At 33.8% G+C, this 18956-nt stretch carries 13 protein-coding genes and 1 tRNA gene; 10 read left to right on the top strand and 4 right to left on the bottom strand.

All coding sequences use genetic code 11. The features are described from left to right. The 3 genes from feoB to HM984_RS15515 all read right to left on the bottom strand — a co-directional run bounded on the left by feoB (position 1) and on the right by HM984_RS15515 (position 3098). On the bottom strand, positions 1 to 2100 hold the full coding sequence (feoB, locus tag HM984_RS15525) for a ferrous iron transport protein B (RefSeq protein WP_179349825.1): 2100 nt from the start codon (positions 2098 to 2100) through the stop codon (positions 1 to 3). Continuing rightward, positions 2093 to 2320: a FeoA family protein gene (locus tag HM984_RS15520; protein WP_179349824.1), complete on the bottom strand. Its 228-nt coding sequence runs from the start codon at positions 2318 to 2320 to the stop codon at positions 2093 to 2095. Before HM984_RS15520 ends, feoB begins: the two co-directional genes overlap by 8 nt. 97 nt (positions 2321 to 2417) lie before the next feature. Next, positions 2418 to 3098 carry an SCO family protein gene (locus HM984_RS15515; RefSeq protein WP_115811359.1) on the bottom strand — a complete coding sequence of 227 codons (681 nt, stop codon included), beginning with the start codon at positions 3096 to 3098 and terminating at the stop codon, positions 2418 to 2420. Between the two features lie 84 nt (positions 3099 to 3182). On the opposite strand from HM984_RS15515, the gene HM984_RS15510 reads away from it, so the two are divergent. The 8 genes from HM984_RS15510 (at position 3183) to HM984_RS15475 (ending at position 14912) form a co-directional block, all read left to right on the top strand. Continuing rightward, the gene (locus tag HM984_RS15510) at positions 3183 to 5123 is read left to right on the top strand and encodes a M1 family metallopeptidase (RefSeq protein WP_179349823.1); all 1941 of its coding nucleotides are present in this window, start codon (positions 3183 to 3185) and stop codon (positions 5121 to 5123) included. 95 nt (positions 5124 to 5218) lie between these two features. Beyond that, positions 5219 to 6562 carry an RIP metalloprotease RseP gene (gene rseP / locus HM984_RS15505; protein WP_179349822.1) on the top strand — a complete coding sequence of 448 codons (1344 nt, stop codon included), beginning with the start codon at positions 5219 to 5221 and terminating at the stop codon, positions 6560 to 6562. A gap of 233 nt (positions 6563 to 6795) precedes the next feature. Continuing rightward, a tRNA-Asn gene (locus HM984_RS15500) sits at positions 6796 to 6869 on the top strand. Positions 6870 to 7341: 472 nt separating this feature from the next. Beyond that, positions 7342 to 8316 (top strand): FecR family protein, encoded by a 975-nt coding sequence (locus HM984_RS15495; protein WP_179349821.1) that lies wholly within the window; start codon positions 7342 to 7344, stop codon positions 8314 to 8316. Further along, a complete protein-coding gene (locus tag HM984_RS15490) occupies positions 8306 to 8887 on the top strand; it encodes an RNA polymerase sigma factor (protein ID WP_179349820.1) in 582 nt (193 codons plus the stop codon). Before HM984_RS15495 ends, HM984_RS15490 begins: the two co-directional genes overlap by 11 nt. A 93-nt stretch (positions 8888 to 8980) precedes the next feature. Then, positions 8981 to 12139, top strand: coding sequence for a TonB-dependent receptor domain-containing protein (locus HM984_RS15485; protein ID WP_179349819.1), 3159 nt, complete (start codon positions 8981 to 8983; stop codon positions 12137 to 12139). Between the two features lie 11 nt (positions 12140 to 12150). Then, positions 12151 to 13560 carry a tetratricopeptide repeat protein gene (locus tag HM984_RS15480; protein ID WP_179349818.1) on the top strand — a complete coding sequence of 470 codons (1410 nt, stop codon included), beginning with the start codon at positions 12151 to 12153 and terminating at the stop codon, positions 13558 to 13560. Positions 13561 to 13568: 8 nt separating this feature from the next. Next, positions 13569 to 14912: an alkaline phosphatase family protein gene (locus tag HM984_RS15475; protein ID WP_179349817.1), complete on the top strand. Its 1344-nt coding sequence runs from the start codon at positions 13569 to 13571 to the stop codon at positions 14910 to 14912. Positions 14913 to 15061: 149 nt separating this feature from the next. On the opposite strand, the gene HM984_RS15470 is transcribed toward HM984_RS15475, so the two are convergent. Further along, positions 15062 to 16015 carry an NAD-dependent epimerase/dehydratase family protein gene (locus tag HM984_RS15470; protein WP_179349816.1) on the bottom strand — a complete coding sequence of 318 codons (954 nt, stop codon included), beginning with the start codon at positions 16013 to 16015 and terminating at the stop codon, positions 15062 to 15064. A 171-nt stretch (positions 16016 to 16186) separates the two neighbouring features. On the opposite strand from HM984_RS15470, the gene HM984_RS15465 reads away from it, so the two are divergent. Together HM984_RS15465 and HM984_RS15460 are read left to right on the top strand one after the other, a co-directional pair. Then, on the top strand, positions 16187 to 16714 hold the full coding sequence (locus HM984_RS15465; RefSeq protein ID WP_179349815.1) for a hypothetical protein: 528 nt from the start codon (positions 16187 to 16189) through the stop codon (positions 16712 to 16714). 81 nt (positions 16715 to 16795) lie between these two features. Next, positions 16796 to 18862, top strand: coding sequence for a M13 family metallopeptidase (locus HM984_RS15460; RefSeq protein ID WP_179349814.1), 2067 nt, complete (start codon positions 16796 to 16798; stop codon positions 18860 to 18862). Positions 18863 to 18956: the final 94 nt, after the last annotated feature.

The raw sequence follows: 18956 nt of genomic DNA, 5'->3' as shown, positions 1-18956 counted from the left end.
TTATTTCAAGACTTGATAAGCGATTAAAGCAACAATATAAGCAAATCCACTCATAATTACTAATTGATACATTGGCCACTTCCATGAGTTGGTTTCTTTTTTCACAACAGCAAGTGTACTCATACATTGCATAGCAAAGGCATAGAACAAGAGCAATGAAATACCAGAAGCAAAATTAAATAATGGGCCTCCAAGTATAGGATTGACTTCGCCTGCCATTCTGTTTTTAATGGTTTCTTCTTCATCACTACCAACACTATAAATAGTGGCTAGTGTCCCAACAAAAACTTCACGCGCAGCAAAAGAACTTACGATGGCAATACCAATTTTCCAATCGTAACCTAAAGGTCTAATTGCTGGTTCTATAGCGTGGCCTGCAATACCAATAAAGGAATGCTCTAGTTTATGAGATTCTATTTTTTCGTTTAATTCATCTTCAGGTAAATTCTCTGAAGCAAATTTTTCGGTGACAATACTTTCCGCATTATTAAAATTATCGCCTGGTCCATAAGATGCTAAAAACCACAATACGATAGAAATTGCAAGTATAATTTTACCCGCCCCAAAAACAAAAGCTTTTGTTTTTTCTAAAACCGTTAGCGCCACATTTTTAAATAAAGGCAATTTGTAATTTGGCATTTCTACCACAAAGAAACTCTTACTTTTTATTTTCAATATTTTATTAAGAATCCAGGCTGAACCAACCGCGGCTCCAAATCCAATAAGGTATAAGAGCATTAAAGTTAAGGCTTGATAGCTTAATCCTAGTATGCGTCCTTCGGGTATAACTAAAGCAATAATGATAAGATATACAGGTAGCCTTGCCGAACACGTAGTGAACGGTGTTACTAAAATAGTGATTAAGCGTTCTTTCCAGCTTTCAATATTTCGAGTTGCCATAATTGCAGGAATGGCACACGCTGTTCCAGAAATTAAAGGCACAACGCTTTTTCCGCTCAATCCAAAACGTCGCATAATTCTGTCCATTAAAAACACAACACGACTCATATAACCGCTTTCTTCAAGAATAGAAATAAACAGAAATAAGAAGGCGATCTGTGGAATGAATATAACGATACCTCCAAGTCCTGAAATAATACCTTCAGCTAGTAGGTTTGTAAAGGCACCTTCTGGTAATGTGTTTTTTGTCCATTCACTTAAAGAGGCAAATGAACTATCTATAAAATCCATTGGAATGCTAGACCAGTCATAAATGGCTTGGAATATGGTGAGTAAAATAACCCCAAAAATTAAGTAACCCCAAACTTTATGAGTTAGAATTCTGTCTAGTTTTATGCGTAAATCTTTTGCCGATTTTAGGTCAATAGTTTGTCCTAATTTTAGTGTTTCGTTTATAAATTGGTAACGCTTTATGGTTTCCTTTTGTTGAAGTCGTTTTAAATCTGTTTTAGATTTGGTTTTAAAATCCTCTACGGCTTCAAATGTTTTTCTATCTGTTTTTCCGAAGTTTACATCTTGGGTAATCACTAACCAAAGTTTGTATAATAATTGATTCGGAAATGCTTTTCTTAAGTTTTCAAAATAGGCTTTATCTATAGTAGAGGCATCTAGACAAGGTTCTGTAGAAAGTTCTTTAAAGTGTGTTATGAGTTCCTTTAGCTCGTTAATCCCTTTGTTTTTTCTGGTGCTTATTAAAGCTATTTTGGTTTTTAATTCTTGTTCTAAATAATCGATATCTAAAGAAATGCCTTTGTAGGCCATTCTATCAGACATGTTAATAACAAGAATTGTAGGGATTTTTAAATCTTTGATTTGTGTGAATAATAAAAGATTTCGTTTTAAATTTTCTACATCACTAACTACAACAGCAAGATCTGGATAATCCTTATCGTTTTTGTTTAATAGTAATTCTATAACAACGTTCTCATCTAAGGACGAGGCGTTTAAACTATACGTGCCGGGTAAATCTATAATATGCGCTTTTACTCCTCGAGGCAGTTTACAAATACCTTCTTTCTTTTCAACGGTAATGCCAGGATAATTACCCACTTTTTGATTTAATCCGGTTAGGGCATTAAAAACAGACGTTTTACCTGTATTGGGATTTCCTATTAACGCAACATTGATTTGCTTACTCATGCGCAGTTTCAATTATAATGTGAATAGCAGTTTCTTTTCTAATGGCTAAATGCGTACCATTAATGTTAAGATACATTGGGTCTGCGAAAGGAGCAACTTGTACAAGCTCTACCAAATTACCAGGTAAACAGCCCATTTCGAGCAATTTTAATGGAATATGAATAGAAGACACATCTGTTATAGTGCCTTGTTGTCCGCGTTTTAATTCTGCTAATGTCAACCTCTCCTTATTTAGAATTGTTATAAAGAAGCAAATGTAATAGAAATTTGTTAGTGTAAAAAGTAAGACAATAGTTATTTGTAGGCTTTAACTTATTTTATGATCCACCAAAATATTTTAAAGTCTCAATATCTTGCAGAAGTAGCTCAATATCTTCAGGATTTGTACCGTCATAAAAACCTCTTATTTGACGCTTTTTATCAATCAACATAAAATTTTCTGTATGTATCATGTCAAATTGATCGCCATTACCATCAGTTTTTACGGCTAAGTAGCTCTTTCTGGCTAGTTCGTAGATTTGTTTTTTATCTCCAGTAACCAAATTCCATTTTCGATCTATAACCCCTTTTTCTATAGCGTATTTTTTTAGTTGCGCTACGCTATCAATTTTTGGAGTTACAGAGTGAGAAAGTAACATAATATCATCATCATTAATAATTGCCTTCTGTATTTGTTCCATGTTTTTGGTCATTATCGGGCAGATCGTTTGGCACGTCGTAAAAAAGAAATCTGCAACATAGATTTTATCTTCGTAATTCTGTTGTGTTATCGTTTCACCATTTTGATTAGTTAAGCTAAAATCCGCTATTTTATGATATTTTAATTGGTGTTGAATAGTGCTGTCTACTAACTCTTCGCTCACCATTCCGGGCTGATAAATAGGAAGTGTATGTTTTACATTTAAGACGTTGTATATTATTGCGATGATAATGATACAAAGTATTGAAAAAAAGATTCCGAAGTTTTTATACCCTTTAAAAAATGAAAGAAATGACATTAAGATTGTATTAAAGATAGTTGAAGGGCAAAAATACGACTGAATCTCAAGAAAAGCTTTATTTTTAACATTAAAACGAGTGCTATGAAACGATTTTTAGGATGCCTAATCTTGGTATTGGCTATGCAAATAAATGCCCAAGATTATAATGAAACATTGAATGCTATTCGCTCTGCTGAAGCTAACACAGCATTACGTCAAATGATGAATGCACAAAACGCTAATACAGGAAATTACGATGTTAAATACCATAGGCTAGAATTAAATATAGATCCGTCTGTAGCAGCAATTTCTGGTGATGTCACTACCTATTTCGAAGCTAAAGAAGCACTGACAGAAATCACTTTTGATTTGTCGGATAATATGATGGTTTCTCAAGTGTTGCAACGTGGTAATAGTTTAAATTATATTCAGAATTCGGATGATGAATTGGTCATTACCTTACCTGCCACACAAGCCCAAGGAGTTTTAGATTCATTAACGATAAGTTACGCTGGCAACCCTGTGAGTTCAGGTTTTGGTTCTTTTGAGCAGACCACTCATGGTGCCGACAATGATCCTGTTATTTGGACGCTTTCTGAACCTTATGGAGCTAAAGGTTGGTGGCCGTGCAAACAAGATTTAATAGATAAAATAGAGAATATAGATGTTTATATTACGACACCAGTATTAAATCCGTTAAACAAAACTTACGTGGCCGTTTCTAATGGTTTAGAGCAAAGCCAAGTGGTTGTAGGTTCTGAGAAGACGACTCATTTTAAACATGGTCATCCCATTCCGGCTTATTTAATTGCCGTAGCTGTTACTAATTATGAAGTGTATTCGCATGTGGTACCAAACAATGGTAACCCTTTTGATATTATAAATTATGTCTATCCGGAAGATATTAATTATGCTCAAGCAAATACAGGGATAACTGTAGATATTATGAATCTTTTTACAGATTTATTTGAAGAATATCCCTTTGCAGATGAGAAATATGGTCATGCACAATTTGGATGGGGAGGAGGCATGGAGCATACCACAGTTTCCTTTATGGGATCTTTTAACAGAGGACTTATTGCACACGAGTTGGCACACCAATGGTTTGGTAATAAAATAACATGCGGAAGCTGGAAAGATATATGGTTAAACGAAGGCTTTGCAACATATTTATCTGGCTTGGTGATTGAAGATTTAGACGGAGAGGCTAATTTTAAATCGTGGAGACAGCAAACCACGGCGAGTATCACATCTCAACCTGGAGGTGCAGTCTATCTTACAGACCAAGATACCACAAGTGTTAATAGAATTTTTAGTAGCCGTTTAACTTATAATAAAGGTGCTATGGTATTGCATATGTTAAGACGTCAATTGGGTGATGTTGATTTTTATCAAGGTCTTAAAGCGTATTTGGCGACACCAACTTTGGTTTATGATTATGCTAAAACACAAGATTTTATTGCTATTATGGAATCATCTACAGGGCAAAATTTAGATGAGTTTTTTAATGATTGGCTTTATAACCAAGGCTACCCAAGTTATTCAGTGAACTGGAATCAAGATGACAATCAATTGCAACTTATGGTGTCGCAGACTCAAAGTGATGCGTCAGTGTCTTTTTTTGAAGCAGGATTGCCAATTAGAGTGACAGGAACTTTGGGCGAATCTTTAGATCTAGTTTTAGACAATACGACCAATAACGAACAGTTTTTTGAAACCGTTAATTTTACAGTACTGGAGGTGTTAGTCGATCCTGATTATCATTTAATCTCAAAAAATAATGCCTCAACTTTAAGCACGTCAGATTTTGAATTACAGGACCAAATAACCATTTATCCTAGTCCGGCATCATCTGTAATTCATATTGTAAAACCAGAACATATGGAGATCGAAACCATTAAAATCTATAATAGTTTAGGCCAATTAGTATTACAGCAGAATTGGACGCCTCAGGTAGATCTAAACACTTTGGCGTCAGGCTTGTTGTTTGTACAAATTCAAACCAAAGAAGGAGTGATTAATAAAAGAATTATAAAAAATTAACTAGGCTGTTGTTTTAACGTATTGCTAAGATTTTTTTAAATATACGTTTCATATAAATACCTTACTTTTGCAAATCGAAATTTGAAAAAAATTACATGGAATTTATTATAAAAATATCTCAATTTTTACTTAGTTTATCCTTACTTATTGTTTTGCACGAGCTTGGGCATTTTATACCGGCAAAGCTTTTTAAAACTAAAGTTGAAAAGTTTTACCTCTTTTTTGATGTGAAATTTTCACTCTTTAAAAAGAAGATTGGTGATACCGAATATGGTATTGGTTGGTTGCCTCTTGGAGGTTATGTGAAAATTGCAGGAATGATTGATGAAAGCATGGATAAGGAGCAAATGGCATTGCCACCGCAACCATGGGAATTTCGTTCTAAGCCAGCATGGCAACGTTTAATTATTATGCTTGGTGGAGTAACCGTGAACTTTATTTTGGCCTACTTTATCTACGTGGTTATTTCGTTTACATATGGAGATACAGATGTTACTACCGACAGTATGAAAGATGGCTTCTGGATAGAAAACAATCTGCTTTTAGATGTTGGTTTTAAAAACGGAGATAAAATATTAGCTATTAATGACGAAAAAGTTGACACCTATTATGATGTTAGAAAAAACTTAGTAAATGGCGAAAAGTACTCTATAGTTAGAGATGGTGAAAACAAAGAAATTGTACTTCCAAAAGATTTCTTGGGTCAGTTGTCATCAGCAGAAAGAAAGAACGGCACCTTTAAGCTACGAATTCCGTTTATGGTGGGTAGTGTGCCAGATACATCATTAAATAAAGGAGCGAACTTAGAAAAGGGTGATGTTTTATTATCGGTTAATGGAAAAGATCTACGTTACTTTGATGAGGTAGAGTCAAGAATGTTAGCCTATAAAAATCAATCTGTAGAAGCAACATTTTTAAGAGGTGAAGAAAAAATAAATACAAACTTACAAGTCAATGCTGAAGGTAAAGTTGGAATTTTCCCGGCATCACATAATTCAAGGTTTGCAGAGCTAGGGTATTTTAATATTATTCATAAAGATTATACCTTCTTAGAAAGTTTTGGTGGAGGAGTAGATAAATTTAAAGAACAGGTTTCTGGGTATTTTGATCAATTAGGAAAGATTTTTACACCAAGTACAGGTGCTTATAAAGGCGTTGGTGGATTTAAAGCGATTTTTGATGTGTTCCCTGACCAATGGATTTGGCAAGATTTCTGGGGTTTAACAGCCTTTTTATCTATTATGTTGGCGATACTTAATTTATTACCAATACCAGCTTTAGATGGTGGACACGTGGTGTTTTTACTATATGAAATGATTTCTGGACGTAAGCCAAGCGAAAAGTTTTTAGAGCGTGCACAAGTTATAGGGTTCTTTATTTTAATCGCTTTAGTGCTGTTTGCCAATGGTAATGATATTTTTAAAGCCATCACGAATTAAATATTTTAAAATTTTTTAAAAAAAATTATTATTTCGTTTTGTAGTAATGAAAATACTGTATATATTTGCGCTCGCTAACGCGAAAAAACACATACTTTAGTTCTGCTAATAATAACCAAATAGAAAGAACGATTGATTGTTAATTGAGCCTCGAAAGCTTTTCGAGATTAATTAGAGTCTAAGAAAAGAGAAGTTTAGTGCCTTCTAAAACACACTAAAAAAAGGAATTTTATTCCTCTTTAGCTCAGTTGGTTAGAGCATCTGACTGTTAATCAGAGGGTCCTTAGTTCGAGCCTAAGAAGAGGAGCAAACAAAGCCATTACGAAAGTAGTGGCTTTTTTGTGTTTTAATGTGTTTTGTTTATGATCCCTTATGGGATCAAGACTAAAAGGGAATCAAGACTAAAAGTTGTGTGTGAATTATCTATACTTTTCGGGTTTTTGCAAATAAAAGATTTTGAACCATTATCTAAAGCTTCTTAAACTTAGTCTTCCAGAATTTCTAATCAAGCATTAATCTTAATCCATTAAGATTTAAGACAAAGTGTTTTGATATCGCTTTCATTTAATCAGCCCTGTCTAATCCAATCTTTTAAACTTTCCTTTTGTCTTTCGTTTTAAAGGTCGCTTTAATACGACACTTTAAACCTATTAATATAGCGCAACAAGCCTTCTAACAGTACAATTAACATTTACTTAATAATTCCTTGTCAATCTCTTGATGTCAATCACTGAGGGTATTTTCTAATTTTCTACTCATAGTAGTAAAAGGAGTACTCCATGATTAATATGACCAAAAATGAGAGAAAATGCGTTCGGTATTTAACACATGAATTATCTACAGCCGCTAGAGCTGTATTTGAAATAGAACTGACTTTAGATTATGAATTAAAAACAACGTATGACAACTATAAATTAATTTGGGATAACTATCCTGATAGTTTAAAGGAGTATGATGAACATAAAGAAATACAATTAAAATCTAAGACTGTTTTAAGAAATAAAAACCGAAAGAGAAAAGTAATTAATCACGTATCATTTAGTCTAGCGGCAATTACTTTAATATTTATAGCCTATGGTTATTTTTTACCTTCAAATGAGTTAAGCTATACAAATCAGATTACTACAAACAAAGGTCAGCGGCAAACAGTATACCTTCCAGATAGTAGTCTAGTTATTTTAAATGCTTTAAGTGAGATCAAATATAACTCAGATTTTAAAAATCAACGGAGTGTTTATGTAAAAGGAGAGGCCTATTTTGATGTTACCCACAATGAAAATATTCCTTTTATAGTCCATACCGAAGACTTAAATATTACGGTTTTAGGAACCGCATTTAACGTTAGCACAGTCTTCGATAACAAATCAGTTTCGTTAGAACGCGGTAAAGTAAATGTATTAATTAAGACCTCTAAAAACAGCCTTAATTTATTACCAAAAGAAGAGCTTATTTATAACACCAAAACTTCGGATGTTACTAAAAGAAACTTCAATATCACCAAGGCCTTAGCCTGGAAAGATAACATGTTAATTCTCGATAATTTAATATTCAAACACGCCTTATATAAAATAAATAATTTTTACGGAGTACGCTTCAAGATTACTGATGAAGACATCAATCAAAAAAAGATAACAGGTGCTTTTAAAGAGCAAAATATCGATGAATTTATAAACTCCATTGAATTCATCGCGGATGTTAAAATAAAGAAAGTTAATACTAACACATATTTAATAGCTCAAAAAAATGAAGATTAAAAGCATTCGTCGTTCAGTCATTACAAACGAAGACCTTTTTCTATTTGAACAAATGCAAGAAGGTGATACTAAAGCGCTCGATCTATTCTTTAAAAAATACTATCAAAAACTGTGCAGATTTGGTGTTTTATTCGAATCCAATAGTCATATCATAGAAGAAAAAGTAGATGATGTTTTCATCACATTATGGTCTAATAGAAGCCAGCTTAATAAAATTAAAAATCCAAAATCATATATCTATGCCATATTAAAAAACGATCTCTTAAGAGTTAAGAACAATTACCAAATTAGACCACTACAAAATGAAGACTACCTAAATAGTTACAGTCTTTATCCAAGTATCGAAGAAGAAATTATAGCTAACGAACAGAAAGAAATCAATAAAAATGTTATTAAAAATGTTTTAGAATCCATACCAAAACGGACACGTCAAATTTTTGAAATGAGCAGAATTGACGGATTTAAATACAAAGAAATTTCAGAACTACTAGACATAACCCCTAAAACCGTAGAGAATCATATTGGGTTAGCTCTCAGACACATTAGTGCAAATGTAAATAAGCTAAAGTAGTATGTGTTAGAAATACAGCTACTCGTTACCTCATCCTTCTAATCTCAAACGATTGTAACAATCACAACTAATCATTAAAAAAATTACAACTTTATGAAATATCACAAATTCATATTAAGTACTGTCATAATCCTGGCAAGTTTATTCAATGTTTATGGAAGTATACATCCAAAACACAACACCGAGCGTTATTACATTATTAGTAACACCATTAACTTACAGCTAAAAAAAGCATCTTTAATTCAGGTGTTTAATTTAATTGAAAAACAAACCGATTTAAAATTCATTTATATTTCTAATGAGATTTACCAAAACACTAAAATTGATTTAAGTATAAATAATCAACCTTTAGAAACTGTTTTAAAGACCTTAAAACAAAAATCACCAATAGATTTTAAAATCACCGATAATGGTATACTCGTTAAACCCATATCCAAAACTGTTTCTAAAATTAATCAAGAGAATATCACTATTAAAGGTGTGGTGTATGATGAAACCAATACGCCTGTACTTGGAGCTAATATTTACGCTACAGCATATAATATTGGTGCTGTAACCGATTATGATGGCCAGTTTACAATTACTGTTCCTGCCGATACTAAGACGTTAAAAATTACTTATATCGGATACGAAGACGTAGATTATCCTTTAGAAGGTCAATTAGAAATTACAATTAATTTAACGCCTCATTTTGCTGCTCTTAACGAAGTTGTCATTACAGGACAGGGTGCAAGTGTACAACGAAAAAGATTGTCTAGTAATGTAGAAGTTCTTAAGTCCGAAGATTTAGCCGGTTTACCATCGCAACGTATAGACCAATTGATTGCAACCAAATTACCTAATACACAGATTAATTTTACAGGAGGTCAATCGGGCGCAACAACCTTAATCAGATCTCGAGGTATTAATTCTGCTTTTCTTAGCTCAACACCAGTTTTTTATATAGATGGAGTTCGTATGGATAATTTAAACACCTCGAGTGCTTTAGGTGGTGGTAGTGCACAAGGTGCAGCGATGAGTTCTATAGCCGATATTCCAATGGATAATATAGAGCGTATCGAATACATTAATGGTGGAGCCGCAACAACATTATATGGTTCAGATGCCGCAAACGGGGTGATTCAAATTTTCACTAAAAAAGGAAGCTCTAGAGGAACGCAAATTACAGCTTCAACTCAAATGGGAATTATAGCACCAACTACAGATTTTCTGTATTTTGATCGCTCTAAGGACTTATTATTTGAAACAGGAACTTACCAAAAATATAACTTAAGTATCAGTGGTGGTAACTCTGAAGGTTTTGGCTATAGTTTTTCTGGAAATTTTTTAGAGAATACAGGAGCTCAAATAGCAGATAATAATGCCAACAAGAAAATAGATTTTAGCACTGGTTTTAAAGCTAAATTAGGAGAAAAAGTAACGTATAATAGTTCTTTTATTTACGTGAATAATGTCTACAACAGAAACCGAAATGGTAACCAAGGGGGTTATACAGGTTTATGGTTTGCAGAAAGTGGTGCTTCCTCCTTAAAAGGGTTTAACAATAGACTAGACGACCTTAGTGCTGCCGAGTTTAGTGAAATTAATGATTTTGTGAAAACAGCAGAAGAACTACAAGACAACGAAATCTCAATTAATAGATTTACAACGTCTCAAAGTTTCTCTTACAAACCAGTGAATAATTTTGAAGCTAAATTTGTTGGAGGTATCGATTATAGAGTTCAGAATGACAAGGCCATCCAAACCAATGAATACTTAACGCATACAACTCAAACTAACGTTACAGACGAAGGAAGTATAAATAACTTAGAACGTAAATACTTTGGTATTACTCTAGAGTTAAGTGCGCAACATAAATTTGAAACAGGTCAATTTTCATTTATCTCTACCGTGGGAGGTCAGTTGTTTAGAAACTCAGATCATCAAATACAATTCACAGGTACTAATATTAGAGACGGAGCCGAAACAATTAGCGATGCCGCTATAAAAACAAGTGAAGAATATTTGGCAGAGGTGCTTAACTATGGTTTCTATTTTCAAGAAAATATTGGCTTTAAAGATAAGTTGTTCTTTGACTTAGGTATTAGAGGAGATCGTAACCCCTCTTTTGGAGATAATATTGGGACGCAATACTATCCTAAAGCAGGTGTTTCATATCTATTAAGCTCAGAACCTTGGTTAGAAAATTCAACTGCTATAAATTCTTTAAGATTACGAGGAAACTACGGTGTAGCGGGTAATTTACCTCCTGCTTTTGTAAACGAAAGAACCATTGATTTTGATGGCTTTTTAGGAGAACAAGCGGCCTTTTTTGGACAATCTGGTAATCCGGATTTAAAACCTGAAAAAACGAAAACTTTTGAAGTCGGTGTTGATGCCGCATTGTTTAATAATAGGGTAAATCTTTCTGTGGGTTACTATAACGCAAATACAAAAGATGCTTTATTCTATGTGCCGCCAACACCATCTAGTGGATATGCCAATAGTCAATTATACAATATTGGTGAAATAGAGAATAAGGGTTGGGAAATAAATGCCAGCTTTATTCCTATTCAAACCGAAAATGTAACCTTATCACTTAATGTATCTATAAACACTTTAGACAACTTAGTGGTAGACTCAGGTGGTGTAGCACCCTTTAATATTAATGGATTTAGTGCCAGAACCATTCAAACTGTAGTAGAAGAAGGGTATCCTATAGGATATATTAGAGGAAACTATGGAACCTTTGATGAGAATGGTGTTTTAGAATCCACAACAGCACAATCGTATTTAGGGACTACGATTCCAGATTTATTTGGTAATCTTGGAATGAATTTCGCCTATAAAAACTTCAGTCTCTTTGCAAACGGTAATTACCAAAAAGGGGCTTACGCAAACAGTTTTGATCAACAGTTTAGATTTCTTTATGGTGCATCGGATGATATAGTGCCAGCAGCAGAAGTTGAAGCTAATGGAACATCAAATTGGTTAAACTTTACAAATTTATTTACAGAAAAGACTGATTTTATAAAAATTAGAACCATCGGAATGAATTACAATTTAATCCCTAAAAACACTAATACTATTAAATCCATCCTAATTGGGTTTAGTGTTAATAACCCGCTAAGTTTTACAGCATCGTCGTTTGACCCTGAAGCTACAATTAGTGGTTCGGCAACGGGACAGGGTGGTGCTTCTACGGGTGGTATATCTTATGCTACATACTCTGCGCCAAGAGAATTTTTAACCTCATTAAAAATAAACTTCTAATAACAAAAAACATGAAAACAATTTATATATACATAACCGTTTTGTTTCTGACACTTACCGCTTGTGTCGATAACCCAAATGTTACTGAAGAGAATTTCTTGGACAACAACAATTCTGCTACGAGTTGGATTACAGGTGTTAAAAGGCAACTTGCCATAACCATGAACGCTATCGTCATCAACTCTGAAATGGTTTCAGATAATTATTTCAACAATTATACGCTTTACAATAAAGTATACGATATTCCGCAAATTGACTATACAGATATTGATGGTAATAGTATGCAGGTTGAAATTGGAGCGCTAAGAGAAATGGCAGAATATGCTCTAGAAACAGTACTTCCAAACGATCCAGACGCTACAGCTCAAGACTGGTCTTATGCTTATTTTGCAAAAGCTTATGCCTTAATTTTATCTGGTGAAAATTTCACTGGTCTTCCTATGAACAGTAATGGTGACGCTTATACTCCAAACGAATTATTAGAAGCTAGCATAGGTTACTTAGACCTTGCAATTGAAAATGAAACTGAGCCCGAAACCACTTTAGTCTACCAATTATTAAAATCTAGAGTGTATCGTAGTTTAGGGGATGTTGCTAATGCAAAATCTTTGGCTCTAACAGTGGTTAGTCATAACAGCTTATTGTTTACTGTAGAATTTGATGGTAATAATGGTGTTCCTAATGAAATTCAGAATGCCACCTTTACCGCTAGTGAGAATAGGTTTGCACCTTTACCAAGGTTAGATTTTTTAGATCCTAAATTTTTTGACATAGGAACATCTGCAGAAGATCAAAAGCCATTGTCTCTGGCTAAAGTAGAAGAGGCCTATTTAATTTTAGCGGAAGCGTATACTGCCGAAAATAATTTGGAATTGGCTAAATCTACACTAACCAATTTAATAGATAATGTTTTAGCATCCAGACCAATTATGTATTTAGACGATAGTGAAGAATTGAGAAATGGTACTAATAGACAAGATTATCCAATAACAGCTGTTAATGTCAGTTTTGAAAGTGACCAAGAATCTAAATCCGGGTATATCTTAGATAGACAAACAGGTTTAATACCTGTGTATACAGTTTCTGGCACAAGTATCACAAATCAAGATATTGATGCTACAGCAAATGCAGATGATGTATTATACCTTATTTACTTAGTGCGTCAAGAAATTTTTATTAGTGAAGGTAGACGTTCTAACGATTTAGGTATTAAGTTTCCTGTTTCTCAAACTGAGCAATTAAACAATTCTAATATTTCAGATGAATTTACTTTGCCTGTGATTCCTAATTTTATTCCTATGAATCTTGGTCTAGACGATTTTACGGTAGATGAAACCACAGGGAATGTCACCATCCTTTATGATATGAACCGTGTATTGGTCGAAAATAAAGCATCAAACCATGTCTTACCTTTTAATTAATTCTAAAAATGAAAAAGCAACTTAGATATATTTATTTTGTGATATCAGCGTGTTTAGGCTTAAACCTAATCGCTGCACAAGAGGCAAAGCACTTGGTTATAATTAGTATCGATGGTTTTAGGCCAGACTTCTATTTGGAAGACCAGTGGCCGACTCCTAATATTAAGGATTTAGCTATTAATGGAATTGCTTCCCAAGGTGTAAATGGTATTTTCCCGACAGTTACATATCCATCGCATACCACTTTAATTACAGGTGTAGGTCCAGACGAGCATGGTATATATTACAATACTAAAGTTTCGGAAGAAGGCACACTAGGAGACTGGTACTATGATTTTAAGTCTGTAAAAGCTAAAACCTTATGGGAAGCTGCGAAAAACGCAGGATTAAAAACAGCTTCTGTGTCATGGCCCATAACGGTAAATGCACCATTCATAGATTATAACATACCAGAAATATGGTCGTTTGATAACCCAAGAGATCGCCGTGGTGCTACTCAAATACATGCAATACCTGAAGGTTTGTTTGAGGATGCCATAGCTAATGCTACAGGGAATTTAGATATAGACGATTATAACTTAAGTTCGTTGAGTATGGATCAAAATTTGAGTAGAATAGCAGGCTATATAATTAGAACCTATACTCCAAATTTATTAACAATTCACTTACCAAATACCGATGGTGCACAACACAGAAATGGACGTGATGGTATTGAAGTTAAAAAAGCAATTGCAGGTGCAGACCAAGCTGTGAGTACTATAATTGATGCCTTAAAAAAAGCGAATATTTTAGAACAAACCAATATTATTATCACCGGAGATCATGGTTTTTATACTGTACATTCTAGTATGGCTCCCAATCTATGGTTAAAAGAGTTAGGCCTGCTAGATAAAGACACATTCTTTTTAAGTACTGGTGGTTCGGCATTCTTACATGTGAAGAATAAAAACGATACTAAAATGATAGAAAAAATTGTGAATAAACTCGAGAGTTTGCCTTTTAGTGTTAAAAAAGCGTTTAGAATTATTTCTAGAGATGAGATGACTTCTAGAGGTGCTAATCCAAATGCCGTATTGGCTTTATCTGCAAACGATGGTTTTAGTTTTAATAATGACAGAGAAGGAGAATTAATTAAAAGTGCGCATGGTGGTAAACATGGTCAGTATCCAGATACTAAAAACATCCAGACGGGTTTTGTAGCTTCTGGTCCTGATTTTAAAAAAGGGATCCTTTTTTCTGAAATTCAAATGGAAGATATTGCAGCATTAGCAGCTTATGTTCTTGGGACTCAATTAGAATCCTCCAAAGGAATTGTTTATAAGAGCATGCTAAATAGTAATAGTAGGTATTAATAATACCAATTATTAAATCTTTTATAGTAAAAAAGCAAGAGTTAGGTTTCTCTTGCTTTTTTTATATCTGTATAATTGTGGTATCTAGCAAATAAAAAATCCTATCAAGCGATAGGATTTTTTTATGTTATTTCGAAAAGAATAAACTTTTAAGCCTGATACTTTTTCTTCAACTGCGTCAACATTTCAGACGTCATTTTTTTAAGATCAAAATCATGAGACCAGTTCCAGTCTTTACGAGCTACGCTATCATCAATAGATGACGGCCAGCTGTCTGCAATGGCTTGTCTAAAGTCGGGTTTATAAGCCATTTTAAAATCAGGCATTTCGGCTTTAATACTATCTGCAATCTCTTTTGGAGTAAAACTAATCGCCGATAAGTTGTAAGATGATCTTATGGTTACATCCTCAGCAGGAGCTGCCATAATTTGAGTGGTTGCTTTAATAGCATCATCCATAAACATCATCGGTAAATTGGTGTCTTCTGATAAAAAACTCTCGTATTTGCCTTCTTTTATAGCTTCGTGATAAATCTCTACAGCATAATCCGTAGTACCACCACCTGGCATCGCCTTATGACTGATAATACCTGGATAGCGAATGCTTCTTACATCTACACCGTATTTATCATGGTAATATTCGCACCAGCGTTCTCCAACTTGTTTGGTAATACCGTAAACGGTCGTCGGTTCGCTGATGGTGTGTTGCGGAGTGTTTTCTCTAGGAGTTGTTGGTCCAAAAACAGCAATACTACTTGGCCAAAATACTTTTTTAATTTGTCCGGATTTGGCTAAATTAAGCACATGAAATAATGAATTCATGTTTAAATCCCATGCTTCCATTGGGTACTTTTCGCCTGTAGCACTAAGCAAAGCTGCCATAAGGTAAATGGTATCTACTTTATGATTAATACAGCAATCTTTAATGGCATTAAAGTTTTTAGCATCTAAAATTACAAAAGGTCCAGCGTTTACCAATTCTAGTTTACGTGTGTTAATATCGCTAGCAATAACGTTATCTACACCATGGAGTTCTCTTAACTTAGTGGTTAGTTCTGTTCCTATTTGCCCACAGGCACCAATGATTAATATTTTTGAAGACATCTACTCTTTTTAAATTATCGCCAAAAGTAATAAGAATTTAGGCGTTGTAATATTAAAGTTTTCAGAAAAAGGTGGTTTTAATTATGAATTACTCAACTTTGTTTCAAATGCATATACTAAAGCCTAAAAAAGGATAGTTTAGTATATTTACATTCAAATTAAAAAATACTTATGAAAACTAGATTTGTCCTTTTATATTTATGTGGTATTATGGTTATGAGTTGTGGTGAGGATACCAATACCACCCAAGTATTGGAGACAACTGATAATACAGAACAGAGTGCAAAAATTACAGCTAAAACTATAGAAAGTATAGGTTATAAGGATTATGCGCTTAGTAGCGAAAGTGAAAGTGCCGTTGTAACTTGGGAACGGTATCACGAATTAGCTACGCAAATTAGTTACTTAAAAAAGGCTGATTTTTCGTTTTTTAATGGAGATATAGAACTCTTAACAAAGTTTACCGAAGAATTTAAAACGCAAATGCCAGACCAGTTTAAAGTAAATCCTATTCTATCTCGAAATGCTATTGTAGAAACAGATCTTTTAAAGTTGAATGAAAATTTAACCTTAGATAATATTAAAAGAAGTGAAAAATTATTAAGTATTAAAGCGCTATTTGTATCTTTTTCTAATCTTAATTATCAGATTAATGAAAAGTTAGAAAGCGATTTTTATGATAAAATTCAGCCAGAATAGTATTAAATATGTTTGTAACAAATCAATACATTTTTAGTCTTATATATAATTATTTTTAATTGAAACTAATTAACATAAACTATGAAAACTAATATTAGTCGCGCATTGGCGCTATCAAGTTTGGCATTTATTACACTAGTAGGGTGTAAGGAAGAGGTCAAAAAAGATTCTGCCATAACAGAGGTGAAAATACCCGGAATTGTTTTGGAGAATATGGATACTTCAATGGATCCTAAACAAGATTTTTACAATTACGTCAATGGAAATTGGGCAAAGAATAATACCATTCCAGATGATGAAACTAGTTGGGGAGGCTTTGGAGTCTTACGTAAAGCTACAAGACAAGATGTTTTAGAGATTTTAAATGTTTCAAAAGAATTAGGAACTTATAAAGAAGGTTCTGATCAAAAGAAGGCTTTATTAATTTATGAATCTGAGTTAGATACACTTGCGCGTAATGAGGCTGGTATTAAACCCGTTCAGCCTTTATTAGATAAGATTAATGGGATTAAAAACCTTAGCGATATGCAAACGGTTTATGCGTCTACCTTAGGTGTTAGCGCACCGTTTGCGGGTATTGGAGCTAGTGGCGATCTTAATGACAGTAGTATGAATATTGCGTGGGTATTCCCTGGTGGATTAGGATTGCAACGCGATTATTACCTAGACCAAGATGAAAAAACGAAAGAGATAAGAGGTAAATATGTAGATCATATTGCAAGAATGCTTCAATTTATCAATTATTCTGAAGGCGATGCACGCACTGCAGCAGAAAAGATTTTAGCGTTAGAAACGCAATTGGCAGAGCCACGTTTAGATAAAGTAGCGAGTAGAGATATTAGAAATTTTAATAATCCTACAGCGTTGACAGATTTACAAAAAATGGCACCTTCTATTAATTGGCAAAAATTAATGGATGACATGGGTATTACGAAAAAAGTAGATACACTTATGGTTATGCAACCTAAGTATCTAAAAGCTATGGATGCGTTTTTAAAAACCAATTCTATAGAAGATATAAAAACACTTATAACTTGGAATACCTTAGATAATGCTGCGAGTATGCTTACCACAGAAATGGAAAAAGCTAATTGGGATTTTTATAGTAAAACGCTTAATGGTTCTAAAGCCATGCTTCCAGCAAAAGAACGCGCATTGGGTACTGTAAATGGTGCTGTTGGTGAAGCAATTGGTCAATTGTATGTGCAAGCAAAATTTCCGCCTGAAGCAAAAGAGAAAGCAGAAAAAATGATTGCTAATGTTATTAAGGCGTTTCAAAATAGAATTAATAAACTAGATTGGATGAGTGAAGAAACCAAAAAGAAAGCTATTTTGAAGCTCGATAAATTTACGGTTAAAATAGCCTATCCAGATGAGTGGGAAGATTACTCAGCAATGCAAGTAAAAGAAGATAATTCTTATGCAGAGAATATGTTAGCTGTAGGTGCTTGGGCTCAAAAGAAAAATATTGATGATATTAACGAGCCTGTAGATAAGTCAAAATGGGGAATGGCTCCTCAAACAGTTAATGCTTATTTTAATCCAATGAATAACGAAATTGTTTTTCCTGCAGCTATTTTACAACCTCCGTTTTATAATTATACAGCTGATGAAGCTGTAAATTATGGTGGTATTGGTGCGGTTATTGGCCATGAAATTTCACATGCTTTTGATGATTCTGGAGCTCGTTTTGATGGTGACGGAAATGTAAATAATTGGTGGACTCCAGAAGATTTAGTAGAATTTGAAAAACGAGGAAAAGCCTTGGCCGATCAGTATTCTGCTATTCAAGTTTTAGATAGCGTTTATATAAATGGAGCGTTTACTTTAGGAGAAAACATTGGTGATCTTGGTGGTGTATTAGGAGCTTATGATGGTCTACAATTATATTATGAAGAGAATGGGAGACCAGAAAATATAGATGGCTTTACACCAGAGCAACGTTACTTTATGTCTTGGGCAACAGTTTGGAGAACATTAACAAGAGAGGATGGATTAAGGTCTCAGATAAAAACAGATCCACATTCCCCAGGTGTTTACAGAGCAACACAACCTTTAAAAAATATAGATGCATTCTATGAGGCATTTGATATTAAGGAAGGTGACGCAATGTATTTAGCGCCGGAAGATCGCGTTAGAATTTGGTAAACATTAAAAGTGGATATAAAAAAGAGGCTGTCTAAAAAGGCAGTCTCTTTTTTTATATTTTATATTTTCAAAGAAGCATTGATTTTCGTATCTT

It is taken from the genome of Winogradskyella pacifica (genome assembly GCF_013403915.1).
Classification (GTDB): domain Bacteria; phylum Bacteroidota; class Bacteroidia; order Flavobacteriales; family Flavobacteriaceae; genus Winogradskyella; species Winogradskyella pacifica.
Note: the sequence above shows the minus strand (reverse complement) of the source record. Positions and strands in the feature narration are given on the sequence as shown.

Bases quoted from the DNA above. Each gene is read 5' to 3' on its own strand.
- HM984_RS15485 (WP_179349819.1), top strand. From the start codon at position 8,981: ATGAAATATCACAAATTCATATTAAGTACTGTCATAATCCTGGCAAGT.
- HM984_RS15475 (WP_179349817.1), top strand. From the start codon at position 13,569: ATGAAAAAGCAACTTAGATATATTTATTTTGTGATATCAGCGTGTTTA.
- HM984_RS15465 (WP_179349815.1), top strand. From the start codon at position 16,187: ATGAAAACTAGATTTGTCCTTTTATATTTATGTGGTATTATGGTTATG.
- HM984_RS15515 (WP_115811359.1), bottom strand. From the start codon at position 3,098: ATGTCATTTCTTTCATTTTTTAAAGGGTATAAAAACTTCGGAATCTTT.
- HM984_RS15470 (WP_179349816.1), bottom strand. From the start codon at position 16,015: ATGTCTTCAAAAATATTAATCATTGGTGCCTGTGGGCAAATAGGAACA.
- HM984_RS15495 (WP_179349821.1), top strand. From the start codon at position 7,342: ATGATTAATATGACCAAAAATGAGAGAAAATGCGTTCGGTATTTAACA.
- HM984_RS15460 (WP_179349814.1), top strand. From the start codon at position 16,796: ATGAAAACTAATATTAGTCGCGCATTGGCGCTATCAAGTTTGGCATTT.
- rseP (WP_179349822.1), top strand. From the start codon at position 5,219: ATGGAATTTATTATAAAAATATCTCAATTTTTACTTAGTTTATCCTTA.
- HM984_RS15510 (WP_179349823.1), top strand. From the start codon at position 3,183: ATGAAACGATTTTTAGGATGCCTAATCTTGGTATTGGCTATGCAAATA.
- feoB (WP_179349825.1), bottom strand. From the start codon at position 2,100: ATGAGTAAGCAAATCAATGTTGCGTTAATAGGAAATCCCAATACAGGT.
- HM984_RS15480 (WP_179349818.1), top strand. From the start codon at position 12,151: ATGAAAACAATTTATATATACATAACCGTTTTGTTTCTGACACTTACC.
- HM984_RS15490 (WP_179349820.1), top strand. From the start codon at position 8,306: ATGAAGATTAAAAGCATTCGTCGTTCAGTCATTACAAACGAAGACCTT.